The sequence below is a fragment of the Brevibacterium sp. CS2 genome, from assembly GCF_005280295.1.
Taxonomy (GTDB): domain Bacteria; phylum Actinomycetota; class Actinomycetes; order Actinomycetales; family Brevibacteriaceae; genus Brevibacterium; species Brevibacterium pityocampae.
The window spans coordinates 1,137,488-1,153,615 of record NZ_CP040020.1; the positions used below are offsets into that span (position 1 = coordinate 1,137,488).

At 71.2% G+C, this 16,128-nt stretch carries 12 protein-coding genes; 4 read left to right on the plus strand and 8 right to left on the minus strand.

Translation table 11 applies throughout. The annotated features are described in order from the left end of the window. Nucleotides 1-56 precede the first annotated feature (56 nt). The 5 genes from FDF13_RS04980 to FDF13_RS05000 form a co-directional block, all read right to left on the minus strand. Nucleotides 57-848: an electron transfer flavoprotein subunit beta/FixA family protein gene (locus tag FDF13_RS04980; RefSeq protein WP_137318699.1), complete on the minus strand. Its 792-nt coding sequence runs from the start codon at nucleotides 846-848 to the stop codon at nucleotides 57-59. An 85-nt stretch (nucleotides 849-933) separates the two neighbouring features. Then, complete coding sequence (locus FDF13_RS04985) at nucleotides 934-2,157, minus strand: CoA transferase (RefSeq protein ID WP_137318700.1); 1,224 nt, start codon at nucleotides 2,155-2,157, stop codon at nucleotides 934-936. Beyond that, the gene (locus tag FDF13_RS04990; protein WP_137318701.1) at nucleotides 2,157-3,380 is read right to left on the minus strand and encodes an acetyl-CoA C-acetyltransferase; all 1,224 of its coding nucleotides are present in this window, start codon (nucleotides 3,378-3,380) and stop codon (nucleotides 2,157-2,159) included. The genes FDF13_RS04985 and FDF13_RS04990 overlap by 1 nt, the downstream gene beginning before the upstream one ends. A 255-nt stretch (nucleotides 3,381-3,635) precedes the next feature. After that, nucleotides 3,636-4,160: an SRPBCC domain-containing protein gene (locus tag FDF13_RS04995; protein ID WP_137318702.1), complete on the minus strand. Its 525-nt coding sequence runs from the start codon at nucleotides 4,158-4,160 to the stop codon at nucleotides 3,636-3,638. Between the two features lie 603 nt (nucleotides 4,161-4,763). Further along, nucleotides 4,764-5,660 (minus strand): LysR family transcriptional regulator, encoded by an 897-nt coding sequence (locus tag FDF13_RS05000; protein ID WP_137318703.1) that lies wholly within the window; start codon nucleotides 5,658-5,660, stop codon nucleotides 4,764-4,766. Between the two features lie 132 nt (nucleotides 5,661-5,792). Here FDF13_RS05000 and FDF13_RS15165 point away from each other — a divergent pair, with 132 nt between their 5' ends. The 4 genes from FDF13_RS15165 to recQ all read left to right on the plus strand — a co-directional run bounded on the left by FDF13_RS15165 (nucleotide 5,793) and on the right by recQ (nucleotide 12,582). After that, nucleotides 5,793-7,631: a CoA-transferase gene (locus tag FDF13_RS15165; RefSeq protein ID WP_254668917.1), complete on the plus strand. Its 1,839-nt coding sequence runs from the start codon at nucleotides 5,793-5,795 to the stop codon at nucleotides 7,629-7,631. Between the two features lie 83 nt (nucleotides 7,632-7,714). Next, nucleotides 7,715-8,953: a CaiB/BaiF CoA-transferase family protein gene (locus FDF13_RS05015; RefSeq protein WP_137318704.1), complete on the plus strand. Its 1,239-nt coding sequence runs from the start codon at nucleotides 7,715-7,717 to the stop codon at nucleotides 8,951-8,953. Nucleotides 8,954-8,958: 5 nt separating this feature from the next. Continuing rightward, nucleotides 8,959-10,413: an MFS transporter gene (locus FDF13_RS05020; protein ID WP_137318705.1), complete on the plus strand. Its 1,455-nt coding sequence runs from the start codon at nucleotides 8,959-8,961 to the stop codon at nucleotides 10,411-10,413. Nucleotides 10,414-10,494: 81 nt separating this feature from the next. Then, nucleotides 10,495-12,582, plus strand: coding sequence for a DNA helicase RecQ (gene recQ, locus FDF13_RS05025; protein ID WP_254668918.1), 2,088 nt, complete (start codon nucleotides 10,495-10,497; stop codon nucleotides 12,580-12,582). On the opposite strand, the gene FDF13_RS05030 is transcribed toward recQ, so the two are convergent. The 3 genes from FDF13_RS05030 to FDF13_RS05040 form a co-directional block, all read right to left on the minus strand. Further along, complete coding sequence (locus tag FDF13_RS05030) at nucleotides 12,574-13,713, minus strand: hypothetical protein (protein WP_137318706.1); 1,140 nt, start codon at nucleotides 13,711-13,713, stop codon at nucleotides 12,574-12,576. The two genes, recQ and FDF13_RS05030, sit on opposite strands and share 9 nt — an antisense overlap. 116 nt (nucleotides 13,714-13,829) lie before the next feature. Continuing rightward, the gene (locus FDF13_RS05035) at nucleotides 13,830-14,585 is read right to left on the minus strand and encodes an SDR family oxidoreductase (RefSeq protein ID WP_137318707.1); all 756 of its coding nucleotides are present in this window, start codon (nucleotides 14,583-14,585) and stop codon (nucleotides 13,830-13,832) included. A 106-nt stretch (nucleotides 14,586-14,691) separates the two neighbouring features. Further along, nucleotides 14,692-16,017 carry an MFS transporter gene (locus tag FDF13_RS05040; RefSeq protein WP_137318708.1) on the minus strand — a complete coding sequence of 442 codons (1,326 nt, stop codon included), beginning with the start codon at nucleotides 16,015-16,017 and terminating at the stop codon, nucleotides 14,692-14,694. Nucleotides 16,018-16,128: the final 111 nt, after the last annotated feature.

The window sequence follows — 16,128 nt, forward strand, 5'->3', positions numbered from 1 at the left end:
TGTGATCAATCCTTCAGTCAGGAGGAGTCTGTGCGATTCGGGTGCGGACCGGCGGATCAGACGAGCTTCTTCGACGCCAGCCACTCGATGAGCTGGTTGCCGCCCTCGCCCTCGTCGGTGACGATCTCACCGGCGGTGCGCGGCGGACGCTCGGTCAGCTCGACGACCTCGGTGGTGGCACCGGCGGCGCCGACCTCTCCGGCGTCGACGCCGAGCTCGGACAGCTCGTACTCCTCGAGCGGCTTCTTCTTCGCGGCCATGATGCCCTTGAAGGAGGGGTAGCGCGGCTCGTTGATCTGGTCGGTGACCGACACGAGCGCCGGCAGGGTGACCTCGATGTGCTGCGAGGCGGTGTCGCCGTCGCGGCGGATCTTGGCGGTGCCGCCGGAGACCTCGAGGGCCGAGGCCTGGGTCGCGGCGGGACGGCCGAGCAGCTCGGCGACCTGCACCGGCACGACCGACATCTGGCCGTCGGTGGAGGCGAGGCCGGTGATGACGAGATCGACCGGACCCTCCTCCTCCTCGACCTTCTTCACGGCAGCGGCGAGCACCTTCGCGGTGCCGAGGGCGCAGGAGGCCTCGAGCGCGTCGTCGAGGACGTGGACGCCGGAGTCGGCGCCCATCTGCAGGGCCTTGCGCACGGCGTCGACGGCATCGTCGGGGCCGACGGTGACGGCGATGACCTCGGCGTCGTCCTCGTCCTCGGCGATCTTGAGGGCGGCCTCGACCGCGTACTCGTCGAGCTCCGAGAGGAGGCCGTCGACGGAGCGGTCGACGGTGTTGTCCGACTCGAACGAGCGGTCACCGGCGGCGTCCGGGACGTACTTGACAAAAGTGACAATCCGCATGGGGAGATTCATCCTTCCTGAAGAACCTGGTACCCGTTCGAACGCGAAGACGTGCACCTTCGAAAGGGATAGCTCTCTAACGTTATCAACTGGCGATGATGCCTTCATCATGGAGTCTGCCGATCTCAGCAGATCCCAAGCCGAGGCGTTCGGTGAGGACCGCCTCGGTCGCGGATCCGAAGACCGTCGGGGAATCCTCGGCGAGGTACTCCCCGTTGACCCGGATGGGCGAGGCGCCCACGAGCATGGTGCCGAGCGCCTCGGATTCCAGGGTGCGCAGCACGCCGGCTCCCGCCGGGACGTCCTGCGCGGCGGCGAGGGTGTCCTGCGCCACTTCGCCGAGCGAGGCATACGGCGCCCAGAGCACTCCCGACCCCTCGAGGTCGGCGGTGATCTGTGCGGCCGTGCGCGCGGCGAACCACGGCTTGAGCAGTGCCTCGAGGGTCTCCCGGTACGTGTACCGGTTGGTCTCGAGGGCGAAGTCGGTGCCGAGGGCGGTCTCCAAGGCGCTGACCACCTCGGTCAGCCCGGTGACTTTGACGAGGTTGCCCCACTGGCGCTTGGTGATCGCGGTGATCATGACGTAGCGCCCGTCGGAGGTCGCGAAGTCCGAGCCGAATGATCCGAAGATGTGGTTGCCGTGCTTGGCGCGCTCACCGGCCGGCTGCAAGGTCTCGGTGTACCACCCGAGATTGGCGACCGCGGCCAGCGCGATGTCCTTGAGCGCGATCTCCTCGTAGAGGCCCTCGCCGGTGGACCGGCGGTGGAGAAGCCCGGTGAGCACGGCGGTCGCGGCGGCCTGACCGCACAGCAGGTCCCAGGCCGGGAGCGCGTGGTTGGCTGGGCCGTCGACCTCGGCGGAGCCGGTGATGAGCGGGATGCCGGCCTCGGCGTTGACGGTGTAGTCGACCCCCGGCCCGCCGTCGGCCGAACCCTGCACCTTGACGTGGATGAGGTCCGCCCGCTTGCCGCGGAGCACCTCATCGGACAGGAACGGGCGGCCGACGTTGTTCTCGACGAAGATTCCGGCGTCCTCGCCCGGGGAGGTGATGAGCGCCTGCGCGAGCTCCTGGCCGGCCTCGCTGCGCAGATCTATCGCGACCGAGCGCTTGCTCCGGTTGAGGGTGCCCCAGTAGATCGACCGGCCCTCCGGCGTGATCGGCCAGCGGTCGATGTCCGGGCCGCCCTTGATCGGGTCGATCTTGATGACCTCGGCCCCGAGCTGGGCGAGGCCCAGGCAGGAGGACGGTCCGGCGACGAAGGAGTCGTTCTCGAAGACGGTGATCCCGGCGAGCGGCTTGAGCGCCATCAGGCCTCGACCCGCTCGAACACGGCCGCGAGCCCCTGGCCGCCGCCGATGCACATGGTCTCGAGCCCGTAGCGGGCGCCGCGGCGGTCCATCTCGCGCACGAGGGTGGTGAGGATGCGCACGCCGGTGCAGCCCACCGGGTGACCCAGCGAGATCCCCGAGCCGTTGACGTTGGTGCGCTCGAAGTCGGCCTTGCCGAAGTCCCACTCGCGGGTGCAGGCGAGCGCCTGTGCGGCGAAGGCCTCGTTGAGCTCGATGAGGTCGATGTCCTTCATCGTCAGGCCGGCGCGGCCGAGCGCCTTCTCCACGGCCGGCACGGGGCCGATCCCCATCCGGTTCGGCTCGACCCCGGCCACGCCCCAGCTGACGAACCGGGCGAGCGGCTTGAGGCCGAGCGCCTCGGCCTTGGAGCGGGTGGTGACGATGGTCGCGGCGGCGCCGTCGTTCTGACCCGAGGCGTTGCCGGCGGTGACGGTCGCCTCGGAGTCCTGCTTGCCCATGATCGGCTTGAGCTTGGACAGCGACTCGAGGTTCGCCCCCGGGCGGATGTGCTCGTCGAGGGTGATCTGCTGCTCGGGCTTCTTGCGGGTGGCCGGGATGGTGATCGGCACGATCTCCTCGGCGAAGGTCCCGTTGTCGGTCGCGGCCGCGGCGCGGCGGTGCGACTCGACGGCGAGCTCGTCCTGCTCCTGGCGGGAGATCCCGTACTCGCGGCGCAGGTTCTCCGCGGTCTCGATCATGCCGCCGGGCACCGGGTAGTGGGTGCCGCCGGCGGTGAGGCGCCCGCGCACCAGGCTGTCCTTGAGCTCGATGTTGCCGCCGCGCACGCCCCAGCGGATGTTCTCGTTGAAGAACGCGGCGCGGCTCATGGTCTCCGCGCCGCCGGAGATGACGACCTCGGCGCCGCCGGTGGCGATCGCGGACACGCCGTCGATGACGGCCTGCAGGGCCGAGCCGCAGCGGCGGTCGACCTGGCGGCCGGGAACGGTGGTGGGCAGGCCGGCGTTGAGCGCGACGACGCGGCCGAGCGCCGGGGCCTCCATCTGCGGGTAGCACTGCCCGAAGATCACGTCGTCGATGACGTCCGGGGCGATGCCGGTGCGCTCGATGAGGGCCTTGACGACCTGGGTGCCGAGCTCCTCGGGAGCGATGTCCTTGAACTGGCCGCCGTAGGCGCCGACGGGGGAGCGCAGGGGTTCGCAGATGACGATGTCTTCAGACATGGGTGCCCTCCTGGAGGCGATGGGTGACGGGAGTCGTGACCGTATGGGTCCACTGTGTCACGGGTTATCTATACCTGTCCAGAGGGTATTCACGTTGGATTAATACTTCTTCGACAGGTAATCAGGCCCCTGGCGGGGCCCCGGCAGGGCCTTCGGGTGGGCTCCGGTGTGCGGGCGAGGTGTCCGGTGTGCGGGCAGGGCGTTCGCGGGGAGGGGTTCAGGTGCCTTCCTCTTCACGTGCCTCCGCGGAGCCGTTCATGCGTCCTCGATGAGTGCCCGGTAGTGCGCGCACATGCTGGGGACGTAGTCGGGTTCGAAGTCGATCTCCGCGGGGTCCTCGGCGTCGGTGATCACCGCGGCGAGCCGGTCGAGGTAGAACTCCCAGCCAGGGCCGCTGAATTCCGCGGTCGCGGGATCGTCGAGGTGGTGCAGGAGAGTGACGCGACTTCCGTCGGGTGCTGCCGAGACCTCGGCGGAGAGGCGCCACGGCTGCCCGGCCCTGGCGTCGACGGTCACACCGAGCCGGTGCGGGGGCTCGCAGGCGGTGATGCGCGCGGTCTGCTCCGGGGCACCTTCCTCCGCGTTGAGTCGGATGGCGATCGTGCCGGAGGCCGGGTCCCCGGACCACGGGCCGATCCAGGCCGCGGTGCGGCTCGACTCGGTGAGCGCGGCCCAGAGCTCGGCGGGTTCGACGGCGAACTCGCGGCTGATCTCGAGCGTGAGCGGGTGGTGCGCGGACAGGCGTCCGGTCGGGGTCCGTCCGGTGGGTGTCGCGGTCATGGCTCTCCCTCGGCGGGCGGGTCGCGGGGGCGGTGCGGTGGTGCGCTGCGGTGGGGTGGTACTGCAGTGCTGCTGGGCTGGGGTGCTGCGGTGCTGGGGTGCTGCGGTGCGCCGTGATGCGGTGCTGCGCTGCACGGCCCCGGGATCCCATCGTACGGCGGCGGTCCGGCCGGGACCAGGGTCGCCGAGCGGGACCACGGTCGCCGGCTGGGTTCCCGGGTCGTTCCAGTGCGGATACCGGCGGGTAAGCGCACTGGAGTGGCTGCGGAGATGCAGGACCGCACTGGAGTGGCTGGGGTGATGCTGGACCGCACTGGATTGGCTGGGCGAGGCCGGCACCGCACTGAAATGACTGCGGAGGGCTCCTGGGGATGACCTCGGTCTCGCCCACCCGCCGCGGGTGCCGTCGAGCTGCCACTTCTGCGCGACCCCGGCATCGACCTGCCATCTGTGCTCGAGGATCCATGGGTGCTTCGAGCGGGAGCGACAGCTCGACGGGAGGATCGAACAGAAGTGGCAGGTCGATGCGAGAGCAGGTGCTGCGGACCCTCGGCCCGCCGCTCAACCCATGGCCCGCGCCCCCTCACCCCGCGGACCCGCCGCTCAGCCCACGGTGGGGAGGGCGAGTTCGGCGGCGGCAAGCACCTCGCGCAGGGCGGGGTTGTCGTCGTCCTCGCGGTGGGCGAGGTAGACCTTGATCGGGTCGTGGTCGACGGTGAGCGGGATCGTCACCATGTTCGGGTCGTTGAAGCTCGCGACCACCGAATCGTAGGTGATGGTGATGCCCATCCCCGCGGACACGAGCGCGATGACGATCCACGAGTCCGGGGCCTCCTGGATGACGTTCGGGGTGAAGCCGGCCCGGAAGCACCAGTGGTCGATGAGGTCGCGCATGTTCGCCCCGGACTCCGCCGGCAGCAGGATGAGATCCTCGTCGGCGAGCTCGGCGATGTCCATCGAGGAGCGGCCGACGAAGCGGTGCTCGGTGTGCACGGCGACCACGGGGCGCTCCATCATCACCGGCCGGCCGGAGATCCGCGGCGGCTTGGCCTGCCAGCGGACGAGCGCGAGGTCGAGCGAGCCGTCGATGACGCGGGTGAGCGCCTCGTTGGCGAAGGTCGTCGATTCGAGGTCGAGGGTGATCCCGGGCTTGCGCTGCCGGGAGGCGTAGGCGAGCTTGGCGACGAGCTTGTTCGAGGAGGCGCCGGCGAACCCGAAGCGCACATGGCCGATGTCCCCGAGGGTGGCGAGCTTGATCGATTCGCGCGCGGTGCGGGTGCTGTCGAGCACGGCGCGGGCCGGTTCGACGAGCGCGGCGCCGGCCGGGGACAGGCTCACCGAGCGGGTGGTGCGGCGGAACAGGTCGGTGCCGAGCTCGCGCTCGAGCTGCCGGATGGTGCGGCTCAGCGGCGGCTGCGCCATGCCGAGCTTGTCTGCGGCGCGACCGAAGTGGAGCTCCTCGGCGACGGCGAGGAACGCGCGGATCTGGTGGATTTCCATGCCCACATTATTGCACGTCGCGTAAAGAATGGGGGTGGTATTCGTGCGCCAGATGACTTAATGTGGAACGAGCCGCTCCTCGCACCGCGCTCGTCCACTGCCAGTATCGCGGATCCACCAGTGAAAGCGAACATGAACACAGACAAAGTCGTCGACCTCGCCGAGGCGATCGCCGCGCACGTCCACTCCGGTGACACCGTCGCGCTCGAGGGTTTCTCCCACCTCATCCCGTTCGCCGCCGGCCACGAGATCATCCGCCAGGGCATCACCGACCTGACGTTCTGCCGCATGACCCCGGACCTCATCTGCGACATGATGCTCGCCGCGGGCTGCGTGTCGAAGCTCGTGTGCTCCTTCTTCGCCTCCGGATCCGCCGGCAGCCTCTACGAGGTGCGCCGCCGCCTCGAGCACCACGACCCGGAGCCGCTCGAGGTCGAGGAGTACAGCCACCACGCGATGGTGCTGCGCTACCATGCCGGCGCGGCCCGCCTGCCCTTCATGCCGATCCGCTCCTTCGCCGGCTCCGACATCCCGTCGATCAACCCGAACATCAAGCTCGTCGCCGACCCCTACACCGGGGGCACCACCTACGTCGTGCCCCCGCTCAACCCCGACGTCACGATCATCCACGCGCAGCGTGCCGACACGAGGGGCAACGCCCAGATCTGGGGCATCACCGGGGTCCAGCAGGAGGCCGTCTACGCCGCGGAGCGGGCGATCGTCGTCGTCGAGGAGATCGTCGCGCCCGAGGTCATCCGCGCCGACCCCAACCGCACCCTGATCCCGGCCCACGCGGTCGACGCCGTATGCGTCGTCCCGCAGGGAGCGCACCCGTCCTACGTGCAGGGATCCTACGACCGCGACTGCGCTTTCTACCGCGAGTGGACGCCGATCAGCAAGGATCCGCAGCGTCTGCAGGAATGGCTCGACGACCACGTGCGGAACACCGCCGACCACGCCGAGTACCTCGATGTGCTCGGACGCGACCGGATGGCCGGCCTCGCCGTCGGATCCCGGCCCTCGGGCTCGGTCGACTACGGCCGCCGCCTGCTCGGCACCGAGCTCGCCGCCGCCGAGGCCGGAGAGCACGCAGCGGCCCGCACCTCGGACGCCGCCGGCCCAGCGGACCGCACCGAGGGCACCGGCGGCGCCGCCGGCACCCCCGGCCACCACGACCACCGACGGAGGGCAGGCATGAGCACCGCACCGGACTACACCCAGACCGAGCTCATCGTGTGCGCCGCCGCGCAGATGCTCGCCGGCAAGCGCACCGTGTTCGCCGGGATCGGACTGCCCACGCTCGCCGTCGACCTCGCGCACCGCACCATCAACCCCGACATCGAGCTCATCTACGAGTCCGGTGTGTCCGGCGCCCACCCGGAGGCCATGGCCGAGGGGATCGCGGACTCCGTCGTCGTGTCCGGGGCCGAGGCGGTCGTGAACATGCAGGCGCTGTTCGGCTACGTGCTCCAGGGCGGGAACGTCGACGTCGGCTTCCTCGGCGCGGCGCAGATCGACCGGCACGGCTCGCTCAACACCACGGTGATCGGCGACTGGGACCGGCCGAAGGTGCGGCTGCCCGGATCCGGTGGGGCGACGGACATCATGGCCAACGCCGGGGAGATCTTCGTCATCGTCCGCCGCCACGACCTCTCCGCCTTCCCGGAGGCGGTCGACTTCGTCACCTCCCCCTCGCCGGTCCGCGCCCGCGAGGCCGCCGTGGGCATCCAGCCGGCCGGCCACGGCGTGAGCGTCGTCATCACGCCGCTCGGCGTGCTCCAGCGCACCGACAAGTACGGCGAGCTCGAGCTCACCCATGTGCACCCCGGCGTCACCGTCGAGCAGGTGCGGGAGAATACGGGCTGGGACCTCGCCGTCGGCCCCACCGTGGAGACGACCGCGGAGCCCACCGTCGAGGAGGTGCGCCTGCTGCGCGACGAGATCGACACCGTCAGGCTCTACCTGCGCTGACGCGCACGACCGACCCGGCCGCCACCGGCCGCCAGACCGATCGCCCGCCGTCACCACCGGCGGGTGGCAACAGGAGGAGACACGTGGACACCACGGCTCAGGACAGCAAGGCGCAGGACCTGCGCGAGCGCTTCTCGCGCACCGGTAACGGCCCCCTCTCCGGGATCATCGTCGCCGATTTCGGCCGTGTGCTCGCCGGCCCCTACGCGACGATGCTGCTCGCCGACCTCGGCGCGACGGTGATCAAGGTCGAGAGCCCCGGCGGCGACGACACCCGGCTGTGGAAGCCGCCGGTGCGCGAGGACGACGCGACCTACTACTTGTCGGTCAACCGGAACAAGACCGACGTCGTGCTCGACTTCCGCAAGGAGGAGGACCTCGCGCTCGCCCGTGAGCTCGCCCGGCGCGCCGATGTCATCGTCGAGAACTTCAAGCCCGGCGGGCTGGAGAAGTTCGGGCTCGACCACGCGACCGTCGCACGGAGCAACCCGGACGTCATCTACTCCTCCGTCACCGGCTTCGGGCCGAACAACCCGCAGCCCGGCTACGACCTGCTCGTCCAGGGTCTCTCCGGATTCATGAGCCTGACCGGCGACGCCGACGGTCCTCCCTACCGCGGCGGCGTGGCGGTGTTCGACGTCATCACCGGCCTCCACACGACGATCGGCATCCTCGCCGCCCTCCAGCACCGCAACCGCACCGGGGAGGGGCAGAAGGTCGACACCAACCTCCTGTCCTCGGCGCTGTCCGGCCTCGTCAACCAGACCTCCGCCTACGTGGCCGGCGGCGTCGTGCCGCACCGCATGGGCAACGAGCACCCGAGCCTCTACCCGTACCAGCCGATGCCCACGCAGGAGGGCGACCTCATCGTCGCCTGCGGCAACGACCGCCAGTTCGCGGTGCTCGCGAACGCCGTCGAGCGCCCCGAATGGCTCACCGACGAGCGCTTCGCCACCGCCTTCCCGCGCAACAGCAACCGCAAGGCGCTCGAACCGCTGCTCATCGAGGCGCTGTCCCACCGCACCGCGCAGGAGTGGTACGAGCTGCTCACCGCTGCCGGCCTGCCGTGCGCCCCGATCAACTCGATCGAGCAGGGCGTGCAGCTCGCCGAGCGGATCGGTCTCGAACCCATCGTCGAGGTGAGCACCGGGGACCGTACGATCCCCACCGTGCGCAACCCGATCTCGCTGTCGAAGTCCCCGGTCGTCTACGACCTCGCCCCGCCCGCGCTCGGGCAGGACACCGAGCTCGTGCGCGCCTGGTTGAACGAGGACTACACCCGCCCCGACGAGGCCGCACCGCAGCGACCCGCCGAGGCCTGAAGGGCGTGACCGACGCCGCAGGACCGCACCCGGTCCCGGAACGCGATCCCGCACAGGGGCGCGGGCCGGGACCGGAGCGCGTGCCGGAGAAGCAGGCGAAGCAGGTCGAGCCCGGCCGGCTCGCCTACGTCGCGATGCTCGGCACCACCACGGTCGGTGCGCTGTCGGGCAACGTCATCAACGCCCCCCTCCACCGGATCCAGCAGGATTTCGGGGCGACCGACAGTCAGACGGTGCTCGCGGTGTCGGCCTTCACCGTATCGATGGTGATCTTCGTGCCCTTCACCGGGTGGCTGTGCGATCGCTTCGGCACCGTGCGGATCGTGCTCGGAGGACTCGCGATCATGATCGTCGCGCAGGCCCTCGCCGCATTCTCGGTCAACCTCGAGATGCTCATCGTGCTCCGGGTGGTGCAGGGGATCGCGTGCTCGACCTTCCCGCCCGGTGTGCAGCGCGCCCTCGTCGCGCTGTGGCCGTCGAAGGGCCAGGCCGCGATGGCGGCGTGGGCCTCAGCGATCGGTGTCGGCCAGGCCGTCGGACCGCCGGTCGGCGGCGTGGTCTCGGAGATCTTCGGCTGGCGCGCCGTGTTCATCCTGCAGGCCTCCCTGTGCCTTCTCCTCGCCGTCGTCATCGTCGTCGCCGTGCCCAAGGTGCGCGGGCGGCAGGCGCCCATCCACGGCATCGGGATGGCGGTGCTGATGATCGCGATGGGGGCCTCGGTCCTCCTCGTCACCCTCGTCGGGCAGCGCGCGGACCCGCTCGCCGAGGCCGTCGTGGCGATCATCGCCTCGCTCGGCCTCGTTGTCTACGTCGTGCTCGCCACGCGCTACCCGGAGACCCTGTTCGAGCCGCGCTCGCTCCTCGAGAAGCGCTACATCCGCGGCACCGTGTCGGCGGGCTCGACGATGTTCATCATGGGGGTGTGCCTGGTCAGCCTGCCGCTCTACCTGGGCGAGCGGCTGGGCCTGACACCGGGCCCGGTGGGCCTCGTGGTGTTCGCGATGGCCTTCGCGATGGCGGTGTCGGGCCGACTCACCTCGTGGCTGTCGGCGAAGCTCTCGATGCGCACCGTGATCGAGATGGGGCTCGGGGTCCTCATCCTCGCGCCGCTCGTGCTCGGCTGGTGGACCTCGCGCGAGTCCGACTCCGCCGCGGTCCAGGTCGCGGTCGTCATCGTGCTCCTCCTGCTCATCGGCGCCGGGCTCAATGCCGGGCAGAGCATCGCGGCGTACGCGATCTCGCGCTCGCTCGCGGCGAAGAACTCCATGGCCTTCGGGATCCACAACACCTCCCGCTTCATGGGGATGGCCACGGGATACGCCTGGGCCGCGCTGATCTACCCGCTCGGTGCGCCGGTGCTCCTGTACGCCGGCGCCTCGGTCGTCGCGCTCGTCGCGCTGCTCACCACGGTGATCGGCGGCCCCGCAGGGCAGGTCGAACCGGCGCGCGAACCCGTCTGAGCCGGGCGGCTCGGGGTGCCGGGACGCGGGTCGGCTGCGCCCTCCCCGCGGGGTGTCCGCGGCGACCCGTAGGCTGGAAGCATGGACGAGGCCGCGCACCCCCACCCCACCCCAGCACCACCCTTCGAACAGGCACCGCCGACGGCCGTCGGTGAACCCGAGGTGCCCGGCGAGTCTGTCATGTCCGACGCGGACACGATGTCCACCGATGACCCCGCGCCTGGTGACCCGGGAGCGGGTGCGGGGGAGTCGGCGGGCGCCTGGGTGACGGTGGACGACCCGCCCGGGGGAGGGCCCGGCGAGTCGGACTCGGCTCCCGCCGGCTCCCCGGAGGCGCTGCGGATCCTCTCCGAGGTCTTCGGCTACGACTCCTTCCGCGGCGACCAGGGTGCGATCATCGACCACGTCGCCGGCGGTGGGGACGCGGTCGTCCTCATGCCCACCGGCGGCGGCAAGTCGCTGTGCTACCAGATCCCCTCGCTGCTGCGCCCGGGCACCGGGATCGTCGTCTCCCCGCTCATCGCCCTCATGGCCGACCAGGTCGCGGCGCTCGAATCGCTCGGCATCCGGGCGGCGTTCCTCAACTCCTCGCTCGACGTCGACGAGGCGCGCGCCGTCGAGGCGGCGTTCGAGGCCGGCGAGCTCGACCTCCTCTACATGGCCCCGGAGCGGCTCGTCCTCGAACGCACCCGCGCCCTGCTCCGGCGCGGGCACGTGTCGCTGTTCGCCATCGACGAGGCCCACTGCGTCTCCCAATGGGGGCACGACTTCCGGCGCGACTACCTGGGGCTGTCCCTCCTCGCCGAGGAGTTCCCGCAGATCCCGAGGATCGCGCTCACCGCGACCGCCACCCGCGCCACCCACGAGGAGCTCACCGAGCGCCTCCGGATGGGCCGGGCCCGGCACTTCGTGTCGAGCTTCGACCGGCCGAACATCCAGTACCGGATCGTGCCCAAGGACCAGGCGCGCAAGCAGCTCATGGACTTCATCGCCGGTGAGCACTCCGGCGAGGCCGGGATCGTCTACTGCCTGTCGCGCAAGAGCGTCGACGCCGTCGCGCAGGCGCTCGACGCCCGCGGGATCCCGGCCCTGCCCTACCACGCGGGCATGGACGCCGCCGACCGCGCGGCGAACCAGGCGCGGTTCCTCCACGAGGACGGCATCGTCATGGTCGCGACGATCGCGTTCGGGATGGGCATCGACAAACCCGACGTCCGGTTCGTCGCCCACCTCGACCTGCCGAAATCGATCGAGGGCTACTACCAGGAGACCGGGCGAGCCGGGCGTGACGGCCTCGCCGCGACCGCCTGGATGGCCTACGGGCTCGGCGACGTCGTCAACCAGCGGCGGCTCATCGACTCCGGGGAGGGCTCGGCAGAGTTCCAGCGCAGCCAGCGCGCCCACCTCGACGCGATGCTCGCCCTGTGCGAGACCGTCGACTGCCGCCGCGTCCAGCTGCTGCGCTACTTCGGACAGGAGTCCGAGCCGTGCGGCAACTGCGACACCTGCCTGAACCCGCCGCGCACCTGGGAGGCGACGATCGCCGCGCAGAAGCTCCTGTCCGCGCTCATCCGGCTCGACCGCGAACGCGGCCAGCAGTTCGGCTCCGGCCAGGTCATCGACGTGCTGCTCGGCCGCGACAACCCGCGCTCCGCGCAGTCCCGGCACGAGGAGCTCAGCGTCTGGGGCGTGGGCGCGGAGCTGTCCGAGAAGCAGTGGCGGACCGTCATCCGGCAGCTCATGGCCGCCGACATCGTCGCCGCGGCCGGTGAGTACAACGTGCTGGTGCCCGGACCCCGCGCCACCGGGGTGCTGCGCGGGGAGGAGATCGTGCATCTGCGCGACGACCCGGAGCCGGCCCGGGCGTCCCGCCGCTCCCGCAGTGCGAGCGGTGCGGGAGGGGCCCGCGCCTCGGCGGCGGACGGGCTGGAGGGTGCGGATAGGGAGCTGTTCGAGGCGCTGCGCGACTGGCGCACGGAGACCGCGCGGGAGAAGAAGATCCCGCCCTACATGGTGTTCTCCGACGCCACGCTCGTCGGCATCGTCGAAGCCCGGCCGACCTCGATCGGTGCGCTCGGCACCGTGAGCGGGGTGGGCCTGAAGAAGCGTGCCGAGTACGGCGAGGCGATCCTCGCGGTCATCGCAGGCGCTGCGAGCCCGTCAGGGTAACCGGACGGCGTCGAGGACGAGAGCGTTCTCGCCGCGGAAGGTGAAGTCGGAGAGCTCCTCGAACACCGTCAGGCGGGTGCTCGACCCGGGGTCGGTGAGGTCGACGAACTCGAGCTGCGGGACCGGGGAGCCGGCGTCGCGCTGCGCGACGGATTCCGCGTGGTGGACGATCACCGCCTCGGTGCCGTCGATCCAGGCGCCGTGAACGGTGTCCGGGGTGAAGTCGCCGTCGAGCATGCGGGCCGCCACCGGCTCCGGGCTGCCGTCGATCGCGTCGATCGGCACCTGCTCGAACGCTCCGGTCTGGTCGAGCCAGACGACCGCGCCGCCGGTCCCGCCTCCGACTGCTCCGCGCGGTTCGCCCCAGCCGAGGAACCCGTCGCCGGCGGAGTCGACCACGCGCTCCGTGACTGTGCCGTCGGCGGTGTCGATCGCGCGGAGTCGGATTCCGTGCTCCAGACCCTCGTCGGGGTGGACGCGCTCGGTGAGGACCATCGTCCCGTCGATGCAGGGGTGGTCCCCGGTGCGGCCCTCGAGGATCCCCGGTTCGATGGGCGCGTCGAGCTGCTCGGCCCTGCCCTCGCGGACTGTCCAGAGATGCCCGTCGTCATCACTGGAGTCCGACCCGGTGAGCACCGCTGTGGTGCCACCGCAGACGGCCGACGCCACCGGCCTGCCATCGATCTCGGCGCGGGTGGTGACCCCGGTGTCGCCGATCTCGACGACCTCGGTGCCCTTCCCTCCCGCACGGACGACCGTCGTCGAATCCTCCCGACCGAGCAGGTGGCCGCCCCCGCCGTCGCCGAAGCTCCCCAGCCGCTCGGTCACCGGGTCCGTCCCGTACCGGGTGACGATCCGGCCGCTGCGGAGCACTAGGCTCTCGCCCTGCACCTCGAGCTCGGCGTCGTCCCTGCCCAGATCGAAGCGGTCGAGCGAGCCGTCCGGCCGGACCGTGAGCAGGGAGTACTCGGATCCGCCTTCGGCGCTCTCCACCGCGGAGCCGATCAGCGCCGCCGTGTACAGCGACAGGTCGAGGTCCTCCGGGGCCCGGTCGCCGCCGAGCGCGCACCCGCCCAGCACGGCGGTGGACATCGCTGCGGTGGCCAGGGCGATCGTGCGGAGGAGAGACATGATGGCTCCACGCTAGCGGTTCCCGTGACCGGGGAGCGGAATCGGAGCACGAGAAGGGCCGCCCCACCCATCGGTGAGGCGGCCTTCGCGGTGGCCGTTGCGGGGTCCGGGCGGTGTCACACCCCGCCGATGAGGCCCTTGCCGCCGTCGAGCACGAGGACCTGGCCGGTGATCCAGCTCGCCTCCTCGGACAGGAGGAACGCCGCGGCGGCCGCGATGTCCTCCGGGGTGCCCAGGCGCTTCATCGGGTAGCCGGCGGCCACGCCCTCCTCGTCCTTCGCGTAGAGCGCCTCGGCGAATTTCGTCTTGACGACGGCCGGTGCCACGGCGTTGACGCGCACGTCCGGGCCGAGCTCCATCGCGAGCTGCCTGGTGATGTGGATGAGCATGGCCTTCGAGGAGCCGTAGAAGCCGATGTTCTCCGGCTGGCCGAGGCCGGCGACGGAGGCGACGTTGAGCACGCGACCGCCGCGCTCGGCGAAGGACGCCCGGTAGACCTTCTGGGTCCACGACAGAGCGGACATGTCGTTGACCTCGAACACCTTGCGGGCCGCGCCGAGGTCGAGATCGATCATGGGTCCGTAGACCGGGTTGATGCCGGTGTTGTTGACGAGGATGTCGATGGGGCCGAAGGTCTCGGTGACCTTCGCGATGACCTCGTCCTGGTGCTCGGGCCGGTCGGCCTTGCCGGCGACGGCGAGCGCGTGCTCGGGGCCGCCGAGCGCCTCGACGGCGGTGTCGAGTGCCTCCTGGCCGCGGGCGGTGATGGCGACCTTGGCGCCCTCGTCGACGAGGCGCTGGGCGATGCCCAGGCCGATGCCGCGCGAGGCTCCGGTGACGATGGCGACGGTGTTCTCGAATCGACGGGTCATGACTCTCCTCTGTTCCCGGTGCGATGGGGGTGTCGTGGACCGGGCTCAGCCTTTGAACACGGTTCGAACGATTGTTTACTACCTTCACCCATGGGTGGCCCCCGCGTCAATCGGCGGGCGCGGACCCGCGGGGATCTCCGGCGCCCGGAGCCGGGGCGCGACCGGTCGAGGCGCCCGCTGCCGGGGTGCGGCCGGCCGGGGCGTCCGCAGTCGAGGTGCCGGCGGCCGGTGTGCCCGCCGACGGGGAGCCCGGCCCGGAGAGGTCGATGACCGAGCGGCTGCGGGACCGTGCGTGGGTGACCACCGCCGCCGCGGTCACCACCAGGCCGATGGCGGTGAGTCCGGCACCGGTGAGCGCCGGCGCGCGCAGTCCCAGGCCGGCATCGATGACGACGCCGCCGAGGAACGCCCCGATGGCGTTCGCGAGGTTGAAGGCGGCGTGATTCATGGCCGCGGCGAGGGAGGGGGCGTCGCGGGAGTCGCGGAGCAGCCGGACCTGGAGCGCGGTGGTGAAGATCGATCCGCAGATGCCGAGCAGCGCCACGCACGCGATCGCGGCCCAGACGAAGTGCGCTAACGCGCCGAAGGTGAGGAGGACGATGCCGAGGCCGCCGATCCCGAGCAGCGCGGTGCGCTCGATCGAGCGGTCGACGAGCGGCCCGACGATGAGCGAGCCGGCGGTCATCCCGACGCCGAAGCACACGAGCACCCAGGGGACGCCCGCCGCGGGGATGCCAGTGAGATCCGTCATCGTCGGCGCGATGTAGGTGTAGACGGCGAACATCCCGCCGAAGCCCACGGAGCCCGCGATGAGTGTGAGGATCACCTGCCGGCGCTTGAGGGTGCGGAGCTCTCCGCGCATCGACGGGGCGGCCGCGGGTGCGGTGGTGGGGACGAGGGCGAGGATCGCGAGCAGGGTGACGAGGCCGATCGCGGCCACGAGGGCGTAGGCGACGCGCCAGCCGAACGCTGCTCCGAGGGCAGCCGCGGCGGGGACGCCGACGATGTTCGACACGGTGAGCCCGAGCATCACCCGGGCCATCGCGGTGCCCCGGCGCTCCGGGCGCGCCAGCGACGCGGCGACGATCCCGGCGACACCGAGGAACGCGCCGTGCGGCAGGCCGGTGAGGAACCGCGATCCGAGCAGCGCGCCGAGGCTCGGCGCGAGCGTGGAACCGATGCTCCCGAGGACGAAGACGACCATGAGGCCGAGCAGCAGCCGCCGCCGGTCCACCTTCGCCCCGAGCACCGTGATGAGCGGCGCGCCGACGACCACGCCGAGCGCGTAGAGCGAGACCGCGTGGCCGGCTTCGGGCAGGCTCGCGTCGAAGCCGGCGGCGATCTGCGGGAGCAGACCCATGGTGGCGAACTCTGCGGTGCCGATGCCGAAGGCGCCGATCGCGAGCGCGAACACGGCGAGGCGGGCGGCCATGGATCCTCCTCCGGGGGCGACGCGCACATCGATCGACGCGCGCGGGTGGGGTGACGGGTGGGGCAGATGGGTGGGGTGCGCCGGTGATGCGCGGCGGCGGGGTGCCTCGGA